This window comes from Streptomyces sp. NPDC058620 (assembly GCF_042717135.1).
In the GTDB taxonomy this organism is placed as follows: Bacteria; Actinomycetota; Actinomycetes; order Streptomycetales; family Streptomycetaceae; genus Streptomyces.
Genome location: NZ_JBHXQO010000002.1, coordinates 98,530 through 118,425, shown reverse-complemented (window position 1 = coordinate 118,425; position 19,896 = coordinate 98,530). Strand labels below are relative to the sequence as shown.

Here is a 19,896-nt window from a genome sequence, read left to right as displayed (position 1 = left end):
GCAACGTATCGGCACCGCCCGATTTTGTATGGAGCCGCAACAAACCGCGATAGTGGACTAGACCTTTTGCTGCCGACGGGCGAAACTGTCTCCCGTGAGACATGTCATCGCCCTCGATGTGGGCGGCACAGGAATGAAGGCCGCACTGGTCGGGGCCGACGGCACCCTCCTCCACGAGGCGCGGCGGGCCACCGGCAGGGAGCGCGGTCCCGACGCCGTCGTGGAGACGATCCTCGCGTTCGCCGCCGAGCTGCACGCGTACGGCGAGGAGCACTTCGGCACCGGTGCGGTCGCCGCGGGCGTCGCCGTGCCCGGCATCGTCGACGCCGAGAACGGCATCGCGGTCTACGCCTCGAACCTCGGCTGGCGCGACGTACCCATGCGCGCCCTGCTCGCCGAGCGGCTCGGCGGCGTACCCGTCGCGCTCGGCCACGACGTCAGGACCGGCGGCCTCGCCGAGGGCCGGATCGGCGCGGGCAGGGGCGCCGACCGCTTCCTCTTCGTACCGCTGGGCACCGGGATCGCCGGCGCCATCGGCATCGCGGGCTCCATCGAGGCGGGCGCCCACGGTTACGCGGGCGAGATCGGCCACATCGTCGTCCGGCCGGACGGCCCGGACTGCGGCTGCGGCCAGCGCGGCTGCCTGGAGACCCTGGCCTCCGCCTCCGCGGTGACCCGGGCCTGGGCCGCCGCGTCCGGAGACCCCGACGCGGACGCGGCGGACTGCGCGAAGGCCGTCGAATCCGGCGACCCGGCCGCCGCACGGGTATGGCAGGACGCGGTCGACGCGCTCGCCGCCGGACTGGTCACCGCGCTCACGCTGCTGGACCCCCGCACGCTCATCATCGGTGGCGGTCTGGCCGAGGCGGGGGAAACCTTGTTCACACCACTGCGTGCGGCTGTCGAGGAACGCGTCACGTTCCAGAAGCTGCCTCACATCGTTCCGGCGGCCCTCGGGGACACCGCCGGATGCCTGGGCGCAGGGCTGCTCGCCTGGGATCTTCTCTCCACGGAGGTATCCGCCTGATGGCCGGACGCGCAGACAGCACAGTTCTCGCAGGTGCCCGGGTGGTGCTGCCGACCGGGACGGTCGAGAACGGCCGGGTGATCGTCGAGGGCGGCAGGATCGCCGGCAGTGCGACCGAGGGCGCCCGTACCGTCGACCTGAACGGCCACTGGGTCGTGCCCGGCTTCGTCGACATGCACAACCACGGCGGCGGCGGCGCGTCCTTCACCTCCGGCACCGTGGACGAGGTCCTGACCGGCGTCCGTACGCATCGCGAGCACGGCACCACCACCCTGGTTGCCTCCACCGTCACCGGGGAGATGGACTTCCTCGTCCAGCGGGCCGGCATCCTCTCCGAGCTGGTCCAGCAGGGCGACCTCGCCGGGATCCACTTCGAGGGCCCGTTCATCTCCCCGTGCCGCAAGGGCGCCCACAGCGAGGGCCTGCTGCGCGACCCGGACCCGGCCGAGGTCCGCAAGCTGATGGACGCGGCGCACGGCACGGCGAAGATGTTCACCCTCGCCACCGAACTGCCCGGCGGCATCGACTCCGTACGCCTGCTCGCCGAGCACGGCGTGATCGCGGCCATCGGGCACACCGACGCGACGTACGAGCAGACCGTCGAGGCGATCGACGCGGGCGCCACCGTCGCCACGCACCTCTACAACGCGATGCCGGGCCTCGGCCACCGCGCACCGGGCCCGATCGCCGCCCTCCTGGAGGACGAGCGGATCACCGTCGAGCTGATCAACGACGGCACGCATCTGCACCCCGCCGCCCTGGAACTGGCCTACCACCGCGCGGGCGCCGCCCGCGTCGCGCTGATCACGGACGCGATGGACGCGGCCGGCTTCGGCGACGGCCAGTACCAGCTGGGCCCGCTCGCGGTCGAGGTGAAGGACGGCGTCGCCCGCCTGGTGGAGGGCGGCTCGATCGCCGGCTCCACGCTCACCCTGGACACCGCGTTCCGCCGGGCCGTGACCATCGACCGGATTCCCGTCGGCGACGTCGTCCAGTCCATCTCCGCCAACCCGGCGCGGCTCCTCGGCGTGTACGACAGGGTCGGCTCGCTGGAACCCGGCAAGGACGCGGACCTCGTGGTCCTGGACGAGGACTTCGTCCTCAAGGGCGTCATGCGCAAGGGTGAATGGATCATCGAGCCCGGCGCGTAGCGAAGAGCACGTAACGAAGAGACGGCGGTTGACCCGGAGACCTGGGCCGACCGCCGTCTCTTTGGCATGATCGTCAGGGCCGGAACCGGCAGCGGGAAAGCGCGTACTGGACGGCGCTACAAGGGATCGGAGACCGGCGCAGGTGATCCTGACCGTCACACTCAACACCGCGCTCGATCTGACGTACGCCGTCCCGGCCCTCGTCCCGCACACCAGCCACCGGGTCACCGAAGTCACCGAACGCCCCGGCGGCAAGGGCCTCAACGTGGCCCGGGTGCTCGCCGCACTCGGCCATGACACGGTGGTCACCGGCTTCGCGGGCGGCCCCACCGGAGCCGTCCTGCGCGAGCTGCTGGCCCCGCTCCCGCCGCGCGACGCACTCGTCACCGTCGCCGGGAACACCCGCCGCACCCTCGCCGTCGCCGACGCCGCCACCGGCGACACCACCCAGCTGAACGAACCGGGCCCCCAGATATCCGCCGAGGAATGGGCCGGCTTCCTGCGTACGTACGAGGGTCTGCTCGCCGGAGCCGACGCGGTCGCCCTCTGCGGCAGCCTCCCGCCCGGCATCCACGTGGGCGCCTACGCCGAACTGGTCCGCCTCGCCCGTACCGCCCGGGTCCCCGTCCTCCTGGACACCAGCGGCGAACCCCTGCGCCGGGGCATCGCCGCCCGCCCCGACCTGGTCAAGCCCAACGCCGACGAGCTCGCCCAGCTCACCGGCGCCCGCGAACCCCTGCGCGCCGCCCACGACGCCCGCCGGCGCGGCGCGCACAGCGTGGTCGCGTCCCTGGGCGCCGACGGCATGCTCGCCGCCACCCCGGACGGGGTCTGGCGGGCCTCCCCGCCCGCCGCCGTGCGGGGCAATCCGACGGGCGCGGGCGACTCCGCGGTGGCCGGGCTGCTCTCCGGCATCGCCGAGGGCCTGAGCTGGCCGGACCGGCTGACCCGGGCGGTGGCCCTGTCGACGGCGACGGTGCTGGCCCCGGCCGCGGGTGAGTTCGACAGCACGGCCTACGCGGACCTGCTGACGCGGGTCGGCATCGAGCAGCACGCGGCCTGAGCCGGCTTCCCTGCCCCGAAAACGCCTCGTCCCGGCTCTCGCGGGGCGAGGACCGGGACGGGGGGCGGCTCCTGGAAGGACCGGCGGGGCTACTTGATGTGGCCCGCCTTCAGCGAGAGCTGGTCGAGATTGGCGTCGCACTGGTCGCCCGTCTCGCACGAGAGCTTCAGCGTGTTCGAGCCCTTGGTGAGGTTGACGTACGCGTACGTGTTCGTCCACCCCTTCTCCAGGTCACCCTCCGCGGCGTGCGCGAAGTTCGTCATGTTGATGGAGCGGGGCGCCTCGGCGTTGACCGTGAGGGTCGTCTTGGCGTCCTTGCCCGGCACTCCGTACGTCACGTACAGCGTGTACGGACCGGCCTCCGGCACGTCGACCGTCCAGGTCGCCGAGCGGCCGACCTCGTTGAGGCTGATGTACTGACCGTTCGCGCTCTTGGCGCCCTTGACCGTGTTCTCCAGGGCCGCCGTGCCACCGAGCGACAGCGTCGCCGCGTCCTGCTTCGGGAGCTCGGCCGGCTCGTCCGGCTTCTTGGACTCCTCCGTCTTCGGGGACTCCTCGACCTCACCGGCGGGCCCCGCCGACGTGCCGGCCTCGTTCTTCTTCTTGTCGGCGTCGCCCTCGTCCGAGAGGAGAGCGGCACCGATCCCGATGAGCACGACCGCGACCACGGCGACCGCCGCGATCAGCAGCGCCTTGTTGTTGGGGCCGCCCCGGCCCGAGCCGGCGCCCCGGCCGCCCTGCTGCGGACCCTGCGTGCCGCCACCCGGATACGTCTCGGGGGCCGCGTACTGCGGGTGCGGCTGGCCGTACGGTGCCTGGGGCGGCTGGCCGTACGCCTGCTGATGCGGAACCTGTCCGTACTGGCGCTCGCCGACGGTCCGCACCTGGTTGTACGAGGTTCTGGGCACGCCGGGCTGAGCGGCCGGACCGGGGTAGCCGTAGCCTCCCTGGCCGGGCGCCTGGGCGCCTGCCGCCTGTCCGTCCGCGTACAGATAGCCGAACGGATCGTCGTCCTCGGGCTTGCTCGCGCCGTTGTTTCCGGCCGTCATCCCTGGGTCACTCCTCACCATGTCGCCAGCCGTCGCCGACCGGCCGAGCCTACCCCGAACGGAGCAGGGCTCTCATTGCCGCTGCCACTCAGGGACGGCATCGGAAACCGGGGCGGGGTAAGGGGATGGCCTTGCCGTAAACCTCAGCCGGCTCTGCGGTGAACCTTCGACCGGGAGCGTTTTTCGACGTACATCCGCTGGTCGGCGGAGCGCAGGACCTCTTCAGCGGTCATACCGCACTCGGCCCAGCCGACGCCGAAACTCGCACCTACCCTGACCGCCCTGCCATCCACCCGGATGGGCGGAATGATGGCATTACGCAAGCGTACGGCCAGATCTGCGGCATCTGCGGCCCCGAGACCGTCCGCGAGGACGACGAATTCGTCACCTCCGAGCCGCGCGACCGTGTCTCCGTCCCGCACGCAGGTGCTGAGCCGCCTGGCCACCTCGATCAGGACGGCGTCCCCGGTGTGATGTCCGAAACGGTCGTTGATCGACTTGAAGCCGTCGAGGTCGCAGAAGAGGACCGCGAGGCCCTTCGAGCCGTCGTCGCGCTCGGTGTCCGGCGCCGCCGTGTGCACATGGTGGTCGTACGGACCGCCGCCCGGCACCGGGTCAGCGTCGTATCCGTCGGCCTGGTAGCCGTGCACCCGGGAAGCCTCGGCGTCGCCGTACGCCGCGTCCAGCGCCTCGATCGCGGTGGAGGCCACCGAGTGGGGCCTCTCGCAGAGGCGGGCGCCGAGCCTGGCCCGCAGCTCGGCACTGTTGGGCAGGCCGGTGAGCGCGTCGTGCGAGGCGCGGTGCGCGAGATGCAGCTCGTGCCGCTTGCGCTCCTCTATGTCCTCGACGTGGGTGAGGAGGAATCGGGGGCCGTCGGCGGTGTCCGCGACGACGGAGTTGCGCAGCGAGACCCAGAGGTACGTGCCGTCGCGGCGCCCGAGCCGCAGCTCGGCACGGCCGCCCTCGGCCGACGTACGCAGCAGGGTGCCGATGTCCTCCGGGTGGACGAGGTCGGCGAAGGAGTAGCGGCGCAGCACGGAGGCGGGGCGGCCCAGGAGGCGGCACAGGGCGTCGTTGGTGCGCAGGAGCCTGCCGTGCTGGTCGCCGCCCATCTCGGCGATGGCCATACCGCTGGGTGCGTACTCGAACGCCTGGCGGAAGGACTCCTCGCTGGCCCGCAGCGCCTGCTGTTCGCGTTCGAGCCTGACGAGAGCCCGCTGCATGTTTGCTCGGAGGCGGGCGTTACTGATCGCAATCGCCGCCTGTGACGCGTACATCTGGAGCGCTTCGCGCCCCCACGCGCCGGGCCGGCGCATGTTGCGCGGCCGGTCGACGGATATCACGCCGAGGAGGTCCTGGCCGCCACCTGATGCGTACATCGGGGCGTAGAGCCGGTCCAGGGGGTGCCACTCGTCCTCGAAGCGGGGCTCGGGGCCCTCGGTGTGCCACTGGGGTACGTCGTCTTCGAGGAGTACCCAGCCCTGGGTGTGGGGTATGAAACGGAGCTCGTCCCAGACCTCGCCCATGGCCAGCCTGCGCTCCCAGGACTCACGCGAACCGACGCGTCCGGTGATCAGCGCTTCGGCCGCGGAGTTGCCCGCGAACGCGGCGACGACAAGGTCGCCGTCGGGCCGCACGAGGTTCACGCAGCCCAGTTCGTAACCGAGGCCGGAGACGATTCCGTCGGCCACGGTCTGCAGGGTGTCCGCCAGACTCCGCGCCGTGTTGAGATCAGCGACGGCCTGGTGCAGCTGCCGCATGGTCGCAAGGCGGACGTAGGGCTCCGACTCGGCCTCCATTGCTCGCACTCCCCGAGACCTCGACAGCAACTCCAGGTTTCATATCGACGTACTTCTTGCAGTGTCACGGCCACTGAATCACAGTGAGCTGTGCACTCGGTACACAGGGTCAACAAATATTGCTCTCTGTGAGCCAAGTCACAACAGGTGGTGAAGGGGGTGCGGACGGCCTCCGGCGCCTTCCGTCGTTTTCTTGAACGCAAATCTGTACGTTGCAGTCCGTTGCGGTGCGCGGCGGCCCCGCCGCCTGCTCCCGTGGTCCTAGGACCTGGCTGGTCCCCTGGTCCGATGCGGCCGGGCGCGGCGCGGGACTAGCGTGCCCGGTGTGTTGCAGACGGAGCCCCCCACCCCACGCCCCGAGCCCATCCCCCATGCTGAGGGGGTGAGCAACGACGAGTTCCGCGCCGCCCTCGCCCGGCTGGCCGCGGGTGTGGTGCTGGTCACCGCCCAGGAGCCGCCGCTCGACGAACACGGCCGCGGCGAGGACGTCGGGATGACGGCGACCGCCTTCATGTCGGTCTCCCTGGACCCGCCCCTGGTCATGGTCAGCCTGCGCAACGACTCCCGGATGGACGACCTGCTGGCCGAACAGCCCCTGTGGGCGGTCTCGGTCCTCGCGGGGAGCCAGCGCCAGATCGCCGGCCGGTTCGCCATGAAGGGCCGGATCAGCGACCGGCTGCTGTTCGAGGACATCCCCTGCCTACGGGGTGAGGTGACCCGGGCCCCCCTGGTCGGCGGAGCGCTCGCGACGCTGGAGTGCCGGACGGAGCAGCGGGTCCTGGCAGGTGATCACACCCTGGTGATCGGGCGGGTGCTGACGGCGGACCTGCCGAGCGCGGACGGCGAGCCGCTGACGTACTTCAAGGGCCGCTACCGCCAACTGGGCTGAGGGGCCGTCGGGCCGCGTCGACGCTCAGCCGTCCTCACCAGTCACGGCCGGAACGGCCGCGTTTCGTGTCGCCGCGCTGCTTCTTCTCCCGCAGCCGGCGCTCGTTGATCCCGCGTGGAATCCGGCGCTTGACGCGCGCCTTGGGGGGTGGCGCCGTGGCCTCCGCGAGCAGTGCGGCGAGCCGGACGGCGGCCGTTTCGCGGTTGCGCCACTGGGAACGGTGCTCGGACGCCCGTACCACCACCACACCGTTGACCAGCTTGCTCGCCAGCCGTTCCAGGGCGCGCGCCTTCCACACCTCGGGGAGCGACTCGGTCGCCGCGAGGTCGAAGCGGAGTTCCGCCTGCGAGTCGCTGGTGTTGACGTGCTGCCCGCCGGGCCCGGAGGACCGCGAGAAACGCCACATGAGCTCGGCCTCCGGCAGGGAGACCGCACCGCGGATGACATAGGGCCCGGACATGACACCCATGTTCCCCGTCCCACAGCCTGTTCGTCACCTTCTTTTGCCGTACTCGCTGTCCCGATTGGGCCAGAAGTTCGGCAAAGAAAGTAAAGGGAACAGGAACCTCGTGGTCTGTTGCCTGCGTTATGACGGGTGACGGTAGCTTTCGTGATGGCACGAAGCCCGTATACGACGAGGAAAGGGACTTCCCATGGCAGTAAGCCTGTCCAAGGGCGGCAACGTCTCGCTCACCAAGGAGGCACCGGGCCTTACCGCCGTCACGGTCGGCCTCGGCTGGGACGTCCGCACCACCACCGGTACCGACTTCGACCTCGACGCCTCGGCGATCGCGGTCAACACGGCCGGCAAGGTCTTCTCCGACGGCCACTTCGTCTTCTTCAACAACAAGGCGACGCCGGACCAGACCATCGTCCACACCGGTGACAACGTCACCGGCCAGGGCGAGGGCGACGACGAGCAGATCAACGTCAACCTGGCGGGTCTGCCGGCCGACATCGACAAGATCGTCTTCCCGGTCTCGATCTACGACGCCGAGACCCGCAGCCAGAACTTCGGCCAGGTCCGCAACGCGTTCATCCGCATCATCAACCAGGCCGGTGGCACGGAGCTCGCGCGCTACGACCTGAGCGAGGACGCCGCCACCGAGACCGCCATGGTCTTCGGCGAGCTCTACCGCAACGGTGCCGAGTGGAAGTTCCGCGCGGTCGGCCAGGGTTACGCATCGGGTCTGCGCGGCATCGCGCAGGACTTCGGCGTCAACCTCTGATTCCACCGCTCGGGCGTCCTCGGCGATGAACCGCCGGGGCTCGCCCCAGTGCTCCGGGAGCCCCCGGCCGCGTCCTGTCGGCCGGGGGCTCCCGCGCGTCGCGCGCGTAAGGTGCGCCGCATGATCATCGAACCGCTGGTGCCGGCCGACCACGACATCCCCGGCCCGCTGCTCACCGAACTCACCGCGCTGTACGCGTCGAACCGGGCCTTCCAGCAGCTCAGCGGCGACTTCCCGGACCCGGACGACATCAGCCCCGCCCAGGTCGCCACCGCGCTCGCCGACGAACTGGCGCACCCGGACGCCGAAGTGCTCCTCGCCCGGTCGCGGGGCCGCCTGGTGGGCGTCGCGATCACCCTCGCGCACCACCCCGACCCGGCCGACCCCGATCCGTGGATCGGCCTCCTGATGGTCGACGCCGCTCAGCACCGGTCCGGGTACGGGAGGGAGCTGGCGGAACGCGTCGAGGAACGCTTCCGGGCGGCGGGGCGGCACGGCGTGCGGCTCGCGGTCCTGGAGAACAACCCGGAGGCGCTCGCGTTCTGGACGGCGCTGGGTTACGAGATCATCGCCCACCGCCCCGACCGGCAGCTGAACCGCCCGTGCGCGGTCCTGCGCAAGCCGCTGACGGTTGTCTGACCGTCGCCGGGGTCAGGGGCGACCGGCGGGCCGGGGTCAGGGAGTGACCGGCGGGCCGGGGGTCAGGGCGTGACCGGCGGCCGGGGTCAGGGCGTGACCGGCGCGTCCGGGTCGTCCGGGCGGCCGTCCCCGTACAGCCAGGTGTCCCACAGTCCGCTCAGATCCAGGCCGGTCCGCTTCTCCGCGTAGGCGGTGAAGTCGTCCGTCGACGCGTTGCCGTGCCGGTGTGCCGTCGCCCAGCCCCTGAGCAGGCCGAAGAACACCTTGTCGTCGTCCACCGCCTGCCGGAGCATTTCGAGCACCATGGCCCCGCGCCCGTACACCGGCGGCGCGGACAGTTCCGCGGCGCTCGGCGGATCGCCCGGCGGAAACGCCCAGTTGTCGTCGTCCAGGAACGCCACGGCGAAGCTCTCCCGGGTCGGGGTGCCCTCGAAGTCCTCGGCCCAGAGCCACTCCGCGTACGTCGCGAAGCCCTCGTTGAGCCACATGTCCCGCCAGGTCGCGGGCGTCACCGAGTCCCCGAACCACTGGTGCGCCAGCTCGTGGACGAGGAGGCCGGTGGTGGGCGGGCCGGGGAAGACCGGCCGGTTCTGTGTCTCCAGCGCGTATCCGGCGTCGCCCCGCCGGTCGATGATCGCGCCGGTGGAGGAGAAGGGGTACGGGCCGAACCTCCCGGCCGCCCACGTCATCACCTCGGGGATACGGGCGAGGGCCGGGGCGCTCGCCCGCGCCACCTTCGGGTCGACGGCGGTGAACACCTCAAGGCCCTCTGCGGTCTTCGAGCTCTTCGTCGTGTAGTGGCCGATGGCGACCGTCGCCAGGTAGCTCGCCATCGGCTCAGTGGTGCGCCAGCGGTAGGTGGTGCGGTCTCCGGCCGTCCGGCGGGAGACGGGTTCGCCGTTGGACACGGCCGTCAGCCCCTTCGGGACGGTGACGGCGATGTCGTACGACGCCTTGTCGCTCGGGTGGTTGTTGCCGGGGAACCAGGCCATGGACCCGGTCGGCTGACCGAGCGCGAGGGACCCGTCGGCGGTCTTCAGCCAGCCCTCCTCCGAACGGTCCCGGTCGGTGATGGTCCGTGGGGCGCCGGAGTAGCGGACGACCGTACGGAACGTCCGGCCCTTGCGCAGACGGTCCTCGACGCCGGCGTCCGGGCGCAGGGTCAGTTCGCTGCCCGCGCGGTTGACGGCGGCCGGGCGTCCCTCGACGGTCGCGCTCGTGACGTCGAGCCCGGCGAGATCGAGGTTGAAGGAGCTGAGGTGCTGCGTGGCGCGGGCGGTGATCGTCGCGGTGCCGCGCAGCTCGTCCCGGCCGGAGCGGACGTCGACGTCCAGGTCCAGGTCGTAGTGCGTGACGTCGTAGCCCCCGTTGCCGAGCCTCGGGAAGTACGGGTCGCGCAGCCCGGCCGCGCCGGGCGTGCCCACCACCCCGGCGGTGACCGCGGTGCAGGCGGTGGCGACGGTGGTCAGGACGCACAGCAGGGCCGCGGCGGGCGCCGTGCGCCGTATCGGATTTCGCTGATCCACACCGTTGATCCTATGTGCGGAATGTCGGGTTGGGCGCGTCGCGGCGTCAGAGGACGGCGATGCCGAGGGGGCGCTCGCCGCCGCCGGACCTGACCGGTTTCCGGTCGCCCGTGAGGTCGACGACGGTGATCCCGTTCCAGTAGCCGTCGCGGGTGAAGCCTCCGGTGACGTACGCCGTCCGGCCGTCCTTGGACACCGCCACGTCCTCGTGCGGACCGTCCAGGGGGATGATGCGCTCCTTGCCGTCCGGCGTACGGATGGTGAGGGAGGCGGCCCGGTCGTCGGAGGTGATCGGGCCCGTGCCGACGACCAGGAGGGTGCCGTCGGGGGCGAGGGCCGCACCGTGCTGATGGGTGTCGGCGGTCATCTCCTCGATCGCGACCCTGCCGGTGCGCGGGTCGAGGACGGCGAGCCGTTCGCCCTCGAAGGGCAGGAGCAGCTTTCCGTCCTCGGGGCGTACGACGGCGTAGTGCGGCTTGAGCCAGGAGGCGAGGCCGCCCTCGGTGCCGTACGGGGTGTCACTGCCGAAGTCGGTGACGAGGAGGGTGCCGTCGCGACCATCGGGGGTGCCCCCGGTGGTCGCCACCGGTGTCCTCGGAGTCCCGGTCGTCGGGTCCGTCGCCCCGTTCGTCGTACCCGGCGCGCACCCGGCGAGTACGGCTCCCGCCACGAGGGCCAGCACCGCCCTGCGGGCACTCATCGGTCACCCCCGGCGTCCCGGAGCAGCGGTGTACGCGGTTCCTCGTCGCGGACGTCGGCGCGGGCACCGCCCTCGATCACGGCCCGCACGCCTTCGGTGTCGCCGGTGCGTGCGGCTTCGAGCAACTCGTGATCGAGGGCCTTCATGCGCTTACTCCCTGGGTGAGCCGGGCCGTGCTGACTAGCGGGCGAGCGAGGCGACGCCCGCGCGGGCGAACTTCTCGTCCAGGTCGCCGCTCGGGGCGCCGGCCACGCCGATGCCCGCGACCGGGGCGCCCTTGACCTGGACCGGGGCGCCGCCGCCGAGGAACAGGGTGCCGGGGATGTCCTTCAGCGTGGGGGCCTGGGCCAGGCGCTTGGCAAGCTCGGAGGTCGGTGCGTTCCAGGAGACGGCGGTGAACGCCTTCTTCTCGGCCGCCTCGTAGGACTGCGGGCCCGCGCCGTCGCCGCGCAGCGTCACGAGGGTCTTGCCGTTGCGGTCGACCACGGCGACGGAGACCCGCTGGTTCTCCTTCTTCGCCGCGTCCAGCGTCGCCTGCGCGGCCTCGGTCGCGGCGGCCACGGTGAGGTGCGTGGTCTGCTGGAGGTTCTCGTCGGTGGCGTCGGCCGCGATGGCCGCGGCGGGGGCGGCGGCCGGGGCGGAGGCGTTCGCGGACATCGCACCGAAGGTGCCGGCGCTCAGGGCTGCGGCGGCGACGGCGCCGGTCAGGACGCGGGTACGCATCGACATCTTCTTCATGGCGGGCTCCTCGGAGTAAGTCGTTCGGTGTTTCGTCTCTGCCATCGATCCTCCGGCCGGAACCGGCCCCGTGGCGTCGGCGTACCGGCTCGACGAGCTGCCCGGGACGGTTGACGGCCCCATCGGCCGATCGGTTGATGCGGGGGTCGCCCCAAGGGGTCACCATGGAGGTGTCTGCGCAGGTCAGCGTCGGATCGGCAGGTCGTCACAGGGCATCACAGCAGGGCATCACAGGTCGTCGGCAGGGACGGGGTACGCAGTGCAGCACCGAACCGGACCGGACCTGAGCACGGACCCCGACGCACGGTGGCTCGCGCTGCTCATGCACGCCGCGTTCTTCCTGCTGCTGGGCGCCTCGCTCGCCCGCTTCCTGCTCCGCCACCCCGGCGAGGCCCGCACCCCGTGGATCATCGCGCTGTCGGTCGGCCTCGCCGTGCTCTACCTCCTGGGCCCGGTGCTCGGCTCCCGGCCCACCCCCCGCCGGCTGGTCTGGCTGAGCGTCCTGGTCGTCGTCTGGATGGTCCTGGTCCTCCTCGCGCCGAGCTACGCGTGGTGCGCGGTGCCGCTCTTCTACACCGGGCTGCGGATTCTGCCGTCCCGTGCCGCGTACGCCCTCGTCGCGCTGCTGACCGTGTTCGTCGTCGTCGCGCAGCTGAGCCTGGCCAAGGGCTTCGATCCGAACCTGGTGCTGGCCCCGCCCGCCGTGGCCGCCGTGGCCACGGCCGTCTTCGTACAGATGCAGCGCCAGGCGGCACGCCAGCGGGAGCTGGCCGCACAGCAGCGCGAACTGATCGACGCCCTGTTGCGTACGCGGCGCGAACTGGCCGCCACCGAGCGGCGCGAAGGAACCCTCGCCGAACGCCAGCGGCTGTCCATGGAGATCCACGACACCCTGGCGCAGGGCCTGTCGAGCCAGCAGATGCTGCTCCAGGCCGCCGACCGCACCTGGGACGCCGACCCGTCCGCCGCCCGCCGCCACGTCCTCACGGCGACGGGCATCGCGGAGCGCAATCTCGCCGAGGCGCGCCGCTTCGTCCACGATCTGGCCCCGGCCGATCTGGCGGAGGGCGGCGGCCTGGAGGAGGCGCTGCGCGCACTCGCCGCCCGCGAGACGGTCCAGGGCCGGATCACCGTCCACTGCCATGTGGAGGGCACCCCGCACACGGCGCTTCCGGACCGGGTGCTGTCCGCACTGCTGCGGATCGCGCAGGGGGCCCTGGCGAACGTCCGCGAGCACGCGGAGGCGACGGCGGCGGCGGTGACACTGACCCACCTCGACGACCGGGTCGTCCTCGACATCGCCGACAACGGCCGCGGCTTCACGCCTTCCGCGCCGGTGGTCCGCCCGTCCGGCGGGCTGCGGGGGCACGGGCTGCCGGCGGTGCGGGCGCGCGTCCAGCAGCTCGGGGGGACGCTGACGATCGAGTCCGCACCGGGCGAGGGCACGGTCCTGACGGCGGCGATCCCCCTGTACCCGGCGCCCCCGCCGCCGTCCGCCCCGCCCATGTCATCGCCCACGTCACCGCCCACGTCACCGGAGGAACCCGTATGACCTCGCACATGACCGCGAACGCCCCGGGAACCGTACGCATCCTGCTCTGCGACGACCACGCCGTCGTACGGGCGGGGCTGCTCGCCCTGCTCGGCAGCGAACCGGACATCGAGGTCGTCGGCGAGGCGGGGAGCGGCGAGGAGGCCGTCGCGCTGGCCGCCCGACTCACCCCGGACGTCGTGCTGATGGACCTGCAACTGGGCGAGGGGATCGACGGCGTCGAGGCCACCCGCCGCATCGCGGCCACCGGCGGCGTCCACGTCCTGGTCCTCACCACGTACGACACGGACGCCGACATCACCCGCGCGATCGAGGCGGGTGCCACCGGCTACCTGCTCAAGGCCGAACGCCCGGAGGAGCTGTTCGCGGCGATCCGTGCGGCGGCGCAGGGCCGCACCACGCTCTCCCCGCCGGTCGCCAGCCGGGTCATGGCCCGGATGCGGAAGCCGCTGCCGACCCTCACCGAGCGGGAACTCGACATCCTGGGCCAGCTCTCGCAGGGGCTCGGCAACCGCGACATCGCCCGCGCGCTGTTCATCAGCGAGGCGACGGTCAAGACCCACCTGGGCCGCATCTACGACAAACTCGGCGTCGACACCCGGGCGGGCGCGGTCTCCGTGGCGAAGGAACAGCGGCTGCTGTCGTAGTGCCCGGAAACCGGGCCCCGGGGATCGTGGCCGGGGCCATGACGCCGGGCATGACACCATCGTCATGTGCTCGACATCGGCTACTCCCTCTCCCGGCGCTTCCCCGATCCTCCGCAGACCGACTACCGCCGCGCGGACGTCCGCGCACTGCGGCACGACCTGTTCTCCGGGGATGTCTACCTCGCGGACACCAAGGCGGACCGCGAGGTGTCCACAGCCTGGGGATGGGTGCCGGTGCTCGACTTCGCGTGGGCGCTGTGCGACATCGTCGAGCAGATCGACCAGGACCCCCGGGGCAACCGCTCGCACCGCCGGCAGTACGCCGAGCTGGACTTCACCGAGTCCTCGGACCGGATGATGTTCGAGCGCCGCTTCGGCTGGGTCGACGTCGAGGCCGACTGGATGCCCGGTGACGAGCCCCCGCTGACCTTCAGCCACTCGCTCCTGCGCCGCGAGGCCCGCGACTTCCTGCACGACCTGATCGCCGACCTGGCCGACATGCACGAAGGTCTCGCCGACAACCCCATCGTCTGGGGCCTCCAGTCGCGCTTCCCCCGCCTGTGACGCGCGGCCCGGTCCCCGGCCCGGCCCCCGCTCGGCGGCCCCCCGTCACGCCTCCACCCGCACCCCGATCTGGGCCGCGAACGCCGGGGCCAGCTCCATCAGCTGCGACGGGCTGATCACCGCCCCCGCCAACTGCTCCACACCCCGCGCGATATCCAGCTCCGCGACCGTCCGCAGGTCCACCGACTCCATCCGTACGGCGCTGAAGTCGGCCCGCTTCAGCACGCAGTCCCGGAACTCCACCCGCACCAGGTGGGCGCCCCCGAAGTCCGGCTCGGACAGCACACAGCCCTCGAAGACCACGTCCTTGAGCCGTGCCTTCCGCAGATTCAGGTAGTCGATCTTCCCGCCGCGCACCAGCACCCGCTCCAGCACGGCGCCGTGCAACTGCACCCCGCCCAGGCGCGCGTCCACGATCTCGACATCGCGCAGCGACGCCCCCGCGAGGTCGGTGCCCACGCCCCGTACGCCCGTCAGGACCGAGTCGATGAACCGGGCTCTCGTCAGCTCCGTACGGTCCAGGGCGCAGCCGTCCAGCGCGCAGTCCATGAAGCGGGCGCCCGGGCCCGAGTGGTCGGCCAGGTCCACCCCCTCGAAGCGCACGCTGTCGTAGTCCCCGTCGGGCTCCAGCTCCTCCCCGTCGTACGCCACGAGCGGCGGCAACCGGACCTCCGCCCGCCGCGCCGCCGCGACGGTGTCCTTCCTGCCCGTGCCCCTGCCGCCCCTGCTGCCCCTGCTGGTGGTTCCTGCCATGCCCCCATCGTGACGTACACCACTGACAACGCCCCGGCGCGGATGTCACGAAACCGGGCCCGCGGACCGTCCCCTGCGCAGAACCACCCCAGTCGCCCCACGGTCAAGGAGCTCCGGCCATGCAGCGCATCCACATCGTCGGCGGAGGTTTCGCCGGTCTCACCGCGGCCGTCACCGCCGCGGAGTCAGGCGCCCTCGTCACCCTGCACGAGGCCCACCACACCCTCGGCGGGCGGGCCAGGACCGCCGAAGGCCCCTACCTCACCAACGAGGGCCCGCACGCCCTGTACTGTCGCGGCCCCCACTGGACCTGGCTCAAGCAGCGCGGCCTCCTCGGCCCGATCGCCTCCGTACCGCTGCTCGAAGGCACCCGCTTCCGCTACCGCCGCAACGGCGTCAGCCGCAGGACCCCGCCCCTGGCGATGCTGAGGCTGAGCCGCCGCAGCCCCCGGGAGGCCCCCGTCGGCCGCGACTTCCTCGGCTGGGCCACGGACCAGGTCGGCGACGAGGGTGCCCGCGCCGCCGCGCACTACATGGGAGTGGCCCTCTTCCACCACGATCCCGGTTCGCTGTCCGCCGCGTTCGTCCAGGAGCGGCTGCGCCGGGCCACCGCGCTGCCACCCGAGGCGCGCTACCCGGTCGGCGGCTGGGCGCAGGTCATCGACCGGATGGCCGCCCACGCCTGGAACCTGGGCGTACGGATCGAGACCACCGAGCGCATCGACGCCACCGCGCTCGCCGCCCTGGCCCAGGGCGGCCCGGTGATCGTCGCGACCTCCCTCGACGGCGCCCGCACCCTGCTCGGCGACCCCACGCTGGCCTGGGAGAGCGGCCGGACGGTCCTGATCGACCTGGCGCTGCGGACCCGGCGGGGCGACGCGTTCGTGGTGTCCGACCTCGACGCACCCGGCTGGATCGAGCGCTTCACCGCCCAGGACCCCGGCCTCGCCCCGGCCGGCGAACAGCTGATCCAGGGCCAGATCCCGATCGCGCCCGGCACCCCCAGGGCGGAGGGCATCGCCCGCGCCGAGCACCTCCTCGACCTGGGCTTCCCCGGCTGGCGCGAGCGGACCACCTGGCGGCGCGAGGCGCTGGCCACCGGCCGGACGGGTGCGGTCGACCTGCCCGGCACGACGTGGCGGGACCGGCCGGCCATCGACCGCGGCGACGGGATCTTCCTGGCGGGCGACCAGGTCGCCGCACCCGGGCTGCTCAGCGAGGTGTCGTTCAACAGTGGGATCGAGGCGGCGGTGCTCGCCCTGAAGGGGGTGGAGCGGCGTTCGGGACGGGGACTTGACCTCAAGCGCGCTTGAGGTCGGAGGCTGGGCGCAGCAGCCGAGAAGCAGACGGGTCCGGCCGTCGACACCACCCAGGGGAGCCCTCATGCACGCCATCCGCCTCCACGCCTTCGGCCCGGCCGAGAACCTCACGTACGAGCGGACGGAGGACCCCGTCCCCGCCCCCGGCCAGGTCCGGATCGCGGTCGCCGCGGCGGGCGTGCACCTCCTCGACACCGCCCTGCGCGAGGGCATGACCGGCCCGTACCCGGTGCCCTCCGAGCTGCCCACGATCCCGGGCCGCGAAGTGGCCGGAACCGTCGAGGCCCTCGGCGAGGGGACCGATCCCGGCTGGCTCGGCAAGCGCGTCGTCGCCCACATCGGCATGGCGCCGGGCGGCTACGCAGAACTGACCGTCGTCGACGCCGACAAGCTCCACGAGATCCCGGCCGGGCTCGGCGAGGCCGAAGCGGTCGCCATGATCGGCACCGGCCGCACCGCGATGGGCATCGTCCAGTTCACCGAACTGGGCCCCGGCTCCGTGGCGATCGTCCCGGCCGCCGCCGGCGGCATCGGCACCCTGCTCGTGCAGTACGCCAAGAACGCCGGGGCCACCGTCATCGGCCTGGCGGGCGGCCCCGCCAAGGTCGCCGCCGTCCGGGCGAACGGCGCGGATCTCGCGGTCGACTACACCCTCCCCGACTGGCCGCACCAGGTCCGCGAGCACCTTGGCGAGCTGGGCCGCGGCGCCACGGTCGTCTACGACTCCGTGGGCGGAGCGACCGCCCGCGCAGCCGTCGGCCTCCTCGCCGAGGGCGGACAGCATATCGTCTTCGGCTGGTCGAGCGAAGGCATCCGCGACGGCCAGGCCCTCACCTTCACCCCCGAGGAGCTCGCCGAACGAGGCATCACGTCCGAGGGCGTGCTCGGCCCCGTCATGGTGCAGAAGGCGGGCGGCCTGCGCGCCCTGGAGGACCGGGCCCTGGCGGAAGCGGCATCGGGCCGGCTCCGCCCCGCGGTCCAGCGCTACCCGCTCGCGGAGGCCGCTGCCGCCCACCGCGCGCTGGAGAACCGCGGCACGACGGGCAAGGTCGTCCTCGTCCCGTAGGACCGGGTCGCCGCGCGCGTCACTTCCCGCCGAGCTCCGCCAGCGCACCGTCCGTCAGCCGGTACACCGTCCACTCGTCCTGCGGCCGGGCGCCCAGGGACTCGTAGAAGGCGATGGACGGTGCGTTCCAGTTCAGGACCGACCACTCCAGGCGCCCGTAGCCCCGCTCCGTGCAGATCCGCGCCAACTCCGTGAGCAGCGCCTTCCCGTGGCCGCCACCCCGACGCTCCGGGCGTACGTAGAGGTCCTCCAGATAGATGCCGTGCACCCCGCGCCAGGTCGAGAAGTTGAGGAACCAGAGCGCGAAGCCGACGACCTCACCGTCCTCGTCGGACACGGCGATGTGGGCGTACGCGGCGGGCCGCTCACCGAACAGCGCGTCGCGCAGCTGCTCCTCGGTGGCGTTGGCCTCGTCGAGGGCCTTCTCGTATTCGGCCAGCTCACGGACCATGGCGTGGATGGCGGGGACATCGGCGGGAGTAGCGGTACGAATCATGGGGGCAGCGTAAACACTCGACCCCCGAACACTCCTGCGGATTACCCGGGCCGACTACGCGCGCTCCAGCAGCCGCCGCCCGGTCGCGACCTGCTCGGGCGCCATCCGCGACTCGCCCTCACGCACCCCCCACAGGGCGTTCTGCAGGATGCGCCCCAGCGTCCAGGCCCGCGCCCGGTCGCGGTCCATGCCCAGCGCCTCCGTCAGCACGTCGAAGCGCCACCGCACCTCCCCGGCGTCGAACCGGTTGACCAGCGCGGGAAGGAGGTCGAACCCCGGGTCCCCGGCCAGCGGCTTGGGGTCCAGGGCGGTCCACTCCCCCGCCCGGCCCTCCTCGGCGCGCCCCGCCAGGACGTTGTCGAAGTGCAGGTCCCAGTGCAGCAGCCGGTCCCCCGGTTCGCCCGCCACCTCCCGTACCGCCGCCGCGCAGTCCTCCAGCAGCCGCCGCTCCCCCTCGTCCGCCAGTGCCGACAGCGCCCCGGGTGCCTCGTCGAGCATCCGGGCCGCCGCGTCGCCCAGCCGGCGCATCCCCGCAGGAGCCGGGACGGCCGTCAGCCGGGCCAGCAGCCCCGCGAGGATTCGCACCGCCTCCCGCTCGTCGGTCACCGCCGACAACGGCCGCCGCTCGTCAAGCCGTTCGAGCAGCATGGTGCCGGTCTCCGCGTCGTGGTCCAGCAGCCCCACGGCCCCGGCCCCCGCCGCACCCCACACCCGCAGCGCCACCGGCTCCCCGGCCGTCTCCTCGTCCGGCGCCTGGAGTTTCAGCGCGGCCCGCCGCCCGTCCGCCTCCCGCACCACCGGCAGCACCAGCGCGCACATGCCGTACATGGCGTCGCCGTCCCGCCGCAGCCCCCAGGTGTCGAGGAACCGCCCGGCGAGCCCGGGCAGCGCTGCGGCGAACGTCCGCCCGGGCGCACCGCCGTATGCGGACAGGGTGGCGATCAGCGCATCCGGAATGTCGGTCACACCCTCGATCGTAGGACCGTGCGTCAATCGTCCATGCCCCGAAAACGTCCGGCCGCGCGCGCCCTCACCGCGATCCGCCACTGGATCACCGGCGCTCCCGGTACGTACGCCTGGCTGACGCTCCTCCTCGTCACCACGGTCGTCCTGCACCGGCTGGCCCCGGACTTCGAGCGGGAGTTCCTGGTACAGCGCTCGGCCGACGTCCACGAACTCACCCGGGACCCGCTGCGCGTCCTCGTCTCCGGCGCCCTGTGGATCAGCGGCGGTCACTGGCTCCTGTACGCGGTCCTGTTCACCGTCTTCCACGCCACCGCCGAACACTGGCTCGGCACCCCGCGCTGGCTGGCCGTCGCCGCCGCGGCCCAGTTCCTCGCCCCCTTCGTCACCGCCGCCGCCCTGACCTGGGCCGTCCACCACGGCCACGCCCCGCGGTACGCGGCACTCACCCTCGACACCGGGCCCGGTTACGCGCTCGCCGGGGTCGCCGCCGTCCTCACCTACCGCATCCCCCACCTCTGGCGCGCCCTGTACGCCTTCGCCGTGCTCGTCGCCCACGGCGTGCCGCTGGTCAGCGGCCGTACCTTCGCCGAACTGGGCCACTTCACCGCCGTACTCACCGGCTTCGCCTGCTACCCGCTGGTGCGAGGTCTCCCCCGGCGCAAGACTGGACGGGCTCCGCGCAGTAACGTCCCGGCACAGTAGCTCGGCCGAACACCGGACAAG

General features: G+C 72.4%; 21 protein-coding genes and 1 pseudogene. 12 read left to right on the top strand and 10 right to left on the bottom strand.

The features are described 5' to 3' along the window. The first annotated feature begins 94 nt into the window (after positions 1-94). The 3 genes from ACFWSK_RS02930 to ACFWSK_RS02920 all read left to right on the top strand — a co-directional run bounded on the left by ACFWSK_RS02930 (position 95) and on the right by ACFWSK_RS02920 (position 3,241). Positions 95-1,027, top strand: coding sequence for an ROK family protein (locus tag ACFWSK_RS02930; protein ID WP_383781087.1), 933 nt, complete (start codon positions 95-97; stop codon positions 1,025-1,027). Further along, positions 1,027-2,178, top strand: a complete 1,152-nt coding sequence (gene nagA / locus ACFWSK_RS02925; RefSeq protein WP_383781085.1) for an N-acetylglucosamine-6-phosphate deacetylase — start codon at positions 1,027-1,029, stop codon at positions 2,176-2,178. The genes ACFWSK_RS02930 and nagA overlap by 1 nt, the downstream gene beginning before the upstream one ends. A 142-nt stretch (positions 2,179-2,320) precedes the next feature. Beyond that, on the top strand, positions 2,321-3,241 hold the full coding sequence (locus ACFWSK_RS02920; RefSeq protein ID WP_383781082.1) for a 1-phosphofructokinase family hexose kinase: 921 nt from the start codon (positions 2,321-2,323) through the stop codon (positions 3,239-3,241). Positions 3,242-3,330: 89 nt separating this feature from the next. On the opposite strand, the gene ACFWSK_RS02915 is transcribed toward ACFWSK_RS02920, so the two are convergent. Continuing rightward, positions 3,331-4,290 carry a carbohydrate-binding protein gene (locus ACFWSK_RS02915; protein ID WP_383781080.1) on the bottom strand — a complete coding sequence of 320 codons (960 nt, stop codon included), beginning with the start codon at positions 4,288-4,290 and terminating at the stop codon, positions 3,331-3,333. A 143-nt stretch (positions 4,291-4,433) separates the two neighbouring features. Next, positions 4,434-6,089: a diguanylate cyclase CdgB gene (gene cdgB, locus ACFWSK_RS02910; RefSeq protein WP_383781078.1), complete on the bottom strand. Its 1,656-nt coding sequence runs from the start codon at positions 6,087-6,089 to the stop codon at positions 4,434-4,436. A 382-nt stretch (positions 6,090-6,471) separates the two neighbouring features. Between cdgB and ACFWSK_RS02905 the strand changes: the two genes are divergently transcribed. Next, entirely contained in the window at positions 6,472-6,978 is a 507-nt protein-coding gene (locus ACFWSK_RS02905) for a flavin reductase family protein (RefSeq protein WP_383781075.1), read from the top strand. Positions 6,979-7,012: 34 nt separating this feature from the next. Here ACFWSK_RS02905 and arfB read toward each other — a convergent pair whose 3' ends face one another. Continuing rightward, the gene (arfB, locus tag ACFWSK_RS02900) at positions 7,013-7,447 is read right to left on the bottom strand and encodes an alternative ribosome rescue aminoacyl-tRNA hydrolase ArfB (RefSeq protein WP_382740799.1); all 435 of its coding nucleotides are present in this window, start codon (positions 7,445-7,447) and stop codon (positions 7,013-7,015) included. A gap of 184 nt (positions 7,448-7,631) precedes the next feature. Between arfB and ACFWSK_RS02895 the strand changes: the two genes are divergently transcribed. Together ACFWSK_RS02895 and ACFWSK_RS02890 are read left to right on the top strand one after the other, a co-directional pair. Next, positions 7,632-8,207, top strand: a complete 576-nt coding sequence (locus tag ACFWSK_RS02895) for a TerD family protein (RefSeq protein ID WP_328905060.1) — start codon at positions 7,632-7,634, stop codon at positions 8,205-8,207. 120 nt (positions 8,208-8,327) lie between these two features. Continuing rightward, entirely contained in the window at positions 8,328-8,846 is a 519-nt protein-coding gene (locus ACFWSK_RS02890) for a GNAT family N-acetyltransferase (RefSeq protein ID WP_383781072.1), read from the top strand. Positions 8,847-8,932: 86 nt separating this feature from the next. Here ACFWSK_RS02890 and ACFWSK_RS02885 read toward each other — a convergent pair whose 3' ends face one another. The 4 genes and pseudogenes from ACFWSK_RS02885 to ACFWSK_RS02870 form a co-directional block, all read right to left on the bottom strand. Next, the gene (locus ACFWSK_RS02885; RefSeq protein WP_383781068.1) at positions 8,933-10,372 is read right to left on the bottom strand and encodes a M1 family metallopeptidase; all 1,440 of its coding nucleotides are present in this window, start codon (positions 10,370-10,372) and stop codon (positions 8,933-8,935) included. Between the two features lie 46 nt (positions 10,373-10,418). Beyond that, positions 10,419-10,886 (bottom strand): annotated as a pseudogene (locus ACFWSK_RS02880) (YncE family protein); the annotation flags it as partial. 182 nt (positions 10,887-11,068) lie between these two features. After that, positions 11,069-11,218 carry a hypothetical protein gene (locus tag ACFWSK_RS02875; protein ID WP_383781066.1) on the bottom strand — a complete coding sequence of 50 codons (150 nt, stop codon included), beginning with the start codon at positions 11,216-11,218 and terminating at the stop codon, positions 11,069-11,071. 34 nt (positions 11,219-11,252) lie between these two features. Beyond that, positions 11,253-11,810 (bottom strand): heme-binding protein, encoded by a 558-nt coding sequence (locus tag ACFWSK_RS02870; RefSeq protein WP_383781063.1) that lies wholly within the window; start codon positions 11,808-11,810, stop codon positions 11,253-11,255. Between the two features lie 259 nt (positions 11,811-12,069). Between ACFWSK_RS02870 and ACFWSK_RS02865 the strand changes: the two genes are divergently transcribed. The 3 genes from ACFWSK_RS02865 to ACFWSK_RS02855 all read left to right on the top strand — a co-directional run bounded on the left by ACFWSK_RS02865 (position 12,070) and on the right by ACFWSK_RS02855 (position 14,573). Beyond that, entirely contained in the window at positions 12,070-13,362 is a 1,293-nt protein-coding gene (locus ACFWSK_RS02865; protein ID WP_383781060.1) for a sensor histidine kinase, read from the top strand. 8 nt (positions 13,363-13,370) lie between these two features. Continuing rightward, positions 13,371-14,009: a response regulator gene (locus ACFWSK_RS02860; protein WP_383781889.1), complete on the top strand. Its 639-nt coding sequence runs from the start codon at positions 13,371-13,373 to the stop codon at positions 14,007-14,009. A 66-nt stretch (positions 14,010-14,075) separates the two neighbouring features. Beyond that, positions 14,076-14,573, top strand: coding sequence for a hypothetical protein (locus ACFWSK_RS02855; protein WP_383781057.1), 498 nt, complete (start codon positions 14,076-14,078; stop codon positions 14,571-14,573). Between the two features lie 45 nt (positions 14,574-14,618). On the opposite strand, the gene ACFWSK_RS02850 is transcribed toward ACFWSK_RS02855, so the two are convergent. After that, positions 14,619-15,326, bottom strand: a complete 708-nt coding sequence (locus ACFWSK_RS02850) for a pentapeptide repeat-containing protein (RefSeq protein WP_383781054.1) — start codon at positions 15,324-15,326, stop codon at positions 14,619-14,621. Positions 15,327-15,445: 119 nt separating this feature from the next. On the opposite strand from ACFWSK_RS02850, the gene ACFWSK_RS02845 reads away from it, so the two are divergent. Next, positions 15,446-16,639, top strand: coding sequence for an NAD(P)-binding protein (locus ACFWSK_RS02845; RefSeq protein WP_383781051.1), 1,194 nt, complete (start codon positions 15,446-15,448; stop codon positions 16,637-16,639). A gap of 70 nt (positions 16,640-16,709) precedes the next feature. Further along, positions 16,710-17,711, top strand: coding sequence for a zinc-binding dehydrogenase (locus ACFWSK_RS02840; RefSeq protein ID WP_383781049.1), 1,002 nt, complete (start codon positions 16,710-16,712; stop codon positions 17,709-17,711). Positions 17,712-17,730: 19 nt separating this feature from the next. Here the strand turns inward: ACFWSK_RS02840 and ACFWSK_RS02835 are convergent, their stop codons facing one another. Both ACFWSK_RS02835 and ACFWSK_RS02830 read right to left on the bottom strand, forming a co-directional pair. Further along, positions 17,731-18,207, bottom strand: a complete 477-nt coding sequence (locus ACFWSK_RS02835; RefSeq protein WP_383781047.1) for a GNAT family N-acetyltransferase — start codon at positions 18,205-18,207, stop codon at positions 17,731-17,733. A 54-nt stretch (positions 18,208-18,261) separates the two neighbouring features. Beyond that, on the bottom strand, positions 18,262-19,182 hold the full coding sequence (locus ACFWSK_RS02830; RefSeq protein ID WP_383781887.1) for an aminoglycoside phosphotransferase family protein: 921 nt from the start codon (positions 19,180-19,182) through the stop codon (positions 18,262-18,264). 24 nt (positions 19,183-19,206) lie between these two features. On the opposite strand from ACFWSK_RS02830, the gene ACFWSK_RS02825 reads away from it, so the two are divergent. Next, the gene (locus ACFWSK_RS02825) at positions 19,207-19,875 is read left to right on the top strand and encodes a rhomboid-like protein (protein WP_383781044.1); all 669 of its coding nucleotides are present in this window, start codon (positions 19,207-19,209) and stop codon (positions 19,873-19,875) included. Positions 19,876-19,896: the final 21 nt, after the last annotated feature.

Excerpts from the sequence above, each read along its gene's own strand:
- ACFWSK_RS02915 (WP_383781080.1), bottom strand. The coding sequence starts at position 4,290 with ATGACGGCCGGAAACAACGGCGCGAGCAAGCCCGAGGACGACGATCCG.
- ACFWSK_RS02895 (WP_328905060.1), top strand. The coding sequence starts at position 7,632 with ATGGCAGTAAGCCTGTCCAAGGGCGGCAACGTCTCGCTCACCAAGGAG.
- ACFWSK_RS02835 (WP_383781047.1), bottom strand. The coding sequence starts at position 18,207 with ATGATTCGTACCGCTACTCCCGCCGATGTCCCCGCCATCCACGCCATG.
- ACFWSK_RS02860 (WP_383781889.1), top strand. The coding sequence starts at position 13,371 with ATGACCGCGAACGCCCCGGGAACCGTACGCATCCTGCTCTGCGACGAC.
- ACFWSK_RS02840 (WP_383781049.1), top strand. The coding sequence starts at position 16,710 with ATGCACGCCATCCGCCTCCACGCCTTCGGCCCGGCCGAGAACCTCACG.
- ACFWSK_RS02850 (WP_383781054.1), bottom strand. The coding sequence starts at position 15,326 with ATGGCAGGAACCACCAGCAGGGGCAGCAGGGGCGGCAGGGGCACGGGC.
- ACFWSK_RS02845 (WP_383781051.1), top strand. The coding sequence starts at position 15,446 with ATGCAGCGCATCCACATCGTCGGCGGAGGTTTCGCCGGTCTCACCGCG.
- ACFWSK_RS02825 (WP_383781044.1), top strand. The coding sequence starts at position 19,207 with ATGCCCCGAAAACGTCCGGCCGCGCGCGCCCTCACCGCGATCCGCCAC.
- ACFWSK_RS02870 (WP_383781063.1), bottom strand. The coding sequence starts at position 11,810 with ATGAAGAAGATGTCGATGCGTACCCGCGTCCTGACCGGCGCCGTCGCC.
- cdgB (WP_383781078.1), bottom strand. The coding sequence starts at position 6,089 with ATGGAGGCCGAGTCGGAGCCCTACGTCCGCCTTGCGACCATGCGGCAG.
- nagA (WP_383781085.1), top strand. The coding sequence starts at position 1,027 with ATGGCCGGACGCGCAGACAGCACAGTTCTCGCAGGTGCCCGGGTGGTG.
- ACFWSK_RS02890 (WP_383781072.1), top strand. The coding sequence starts at position 8,328 with ATGATCATCGAACCGCTGGTGCCGGCCGACCACGACATCCCCGGCCCG.
- ACFWSK_RS02875 (WP_383781066.1), bottom strand. The coding sequence starts at position 11,218 with ATGAAGGCCCTCGATCACGAGTTGCTCGAAGCCGCACGCACCGGCGAC.
- arfB (WP_382740799.1), bottom strand. The coding sequence starts at position 7,447 with ATGGGTGTCATGTCCGGGCCCTATGTCATCCGCGGTGCGGTCTCCCTG.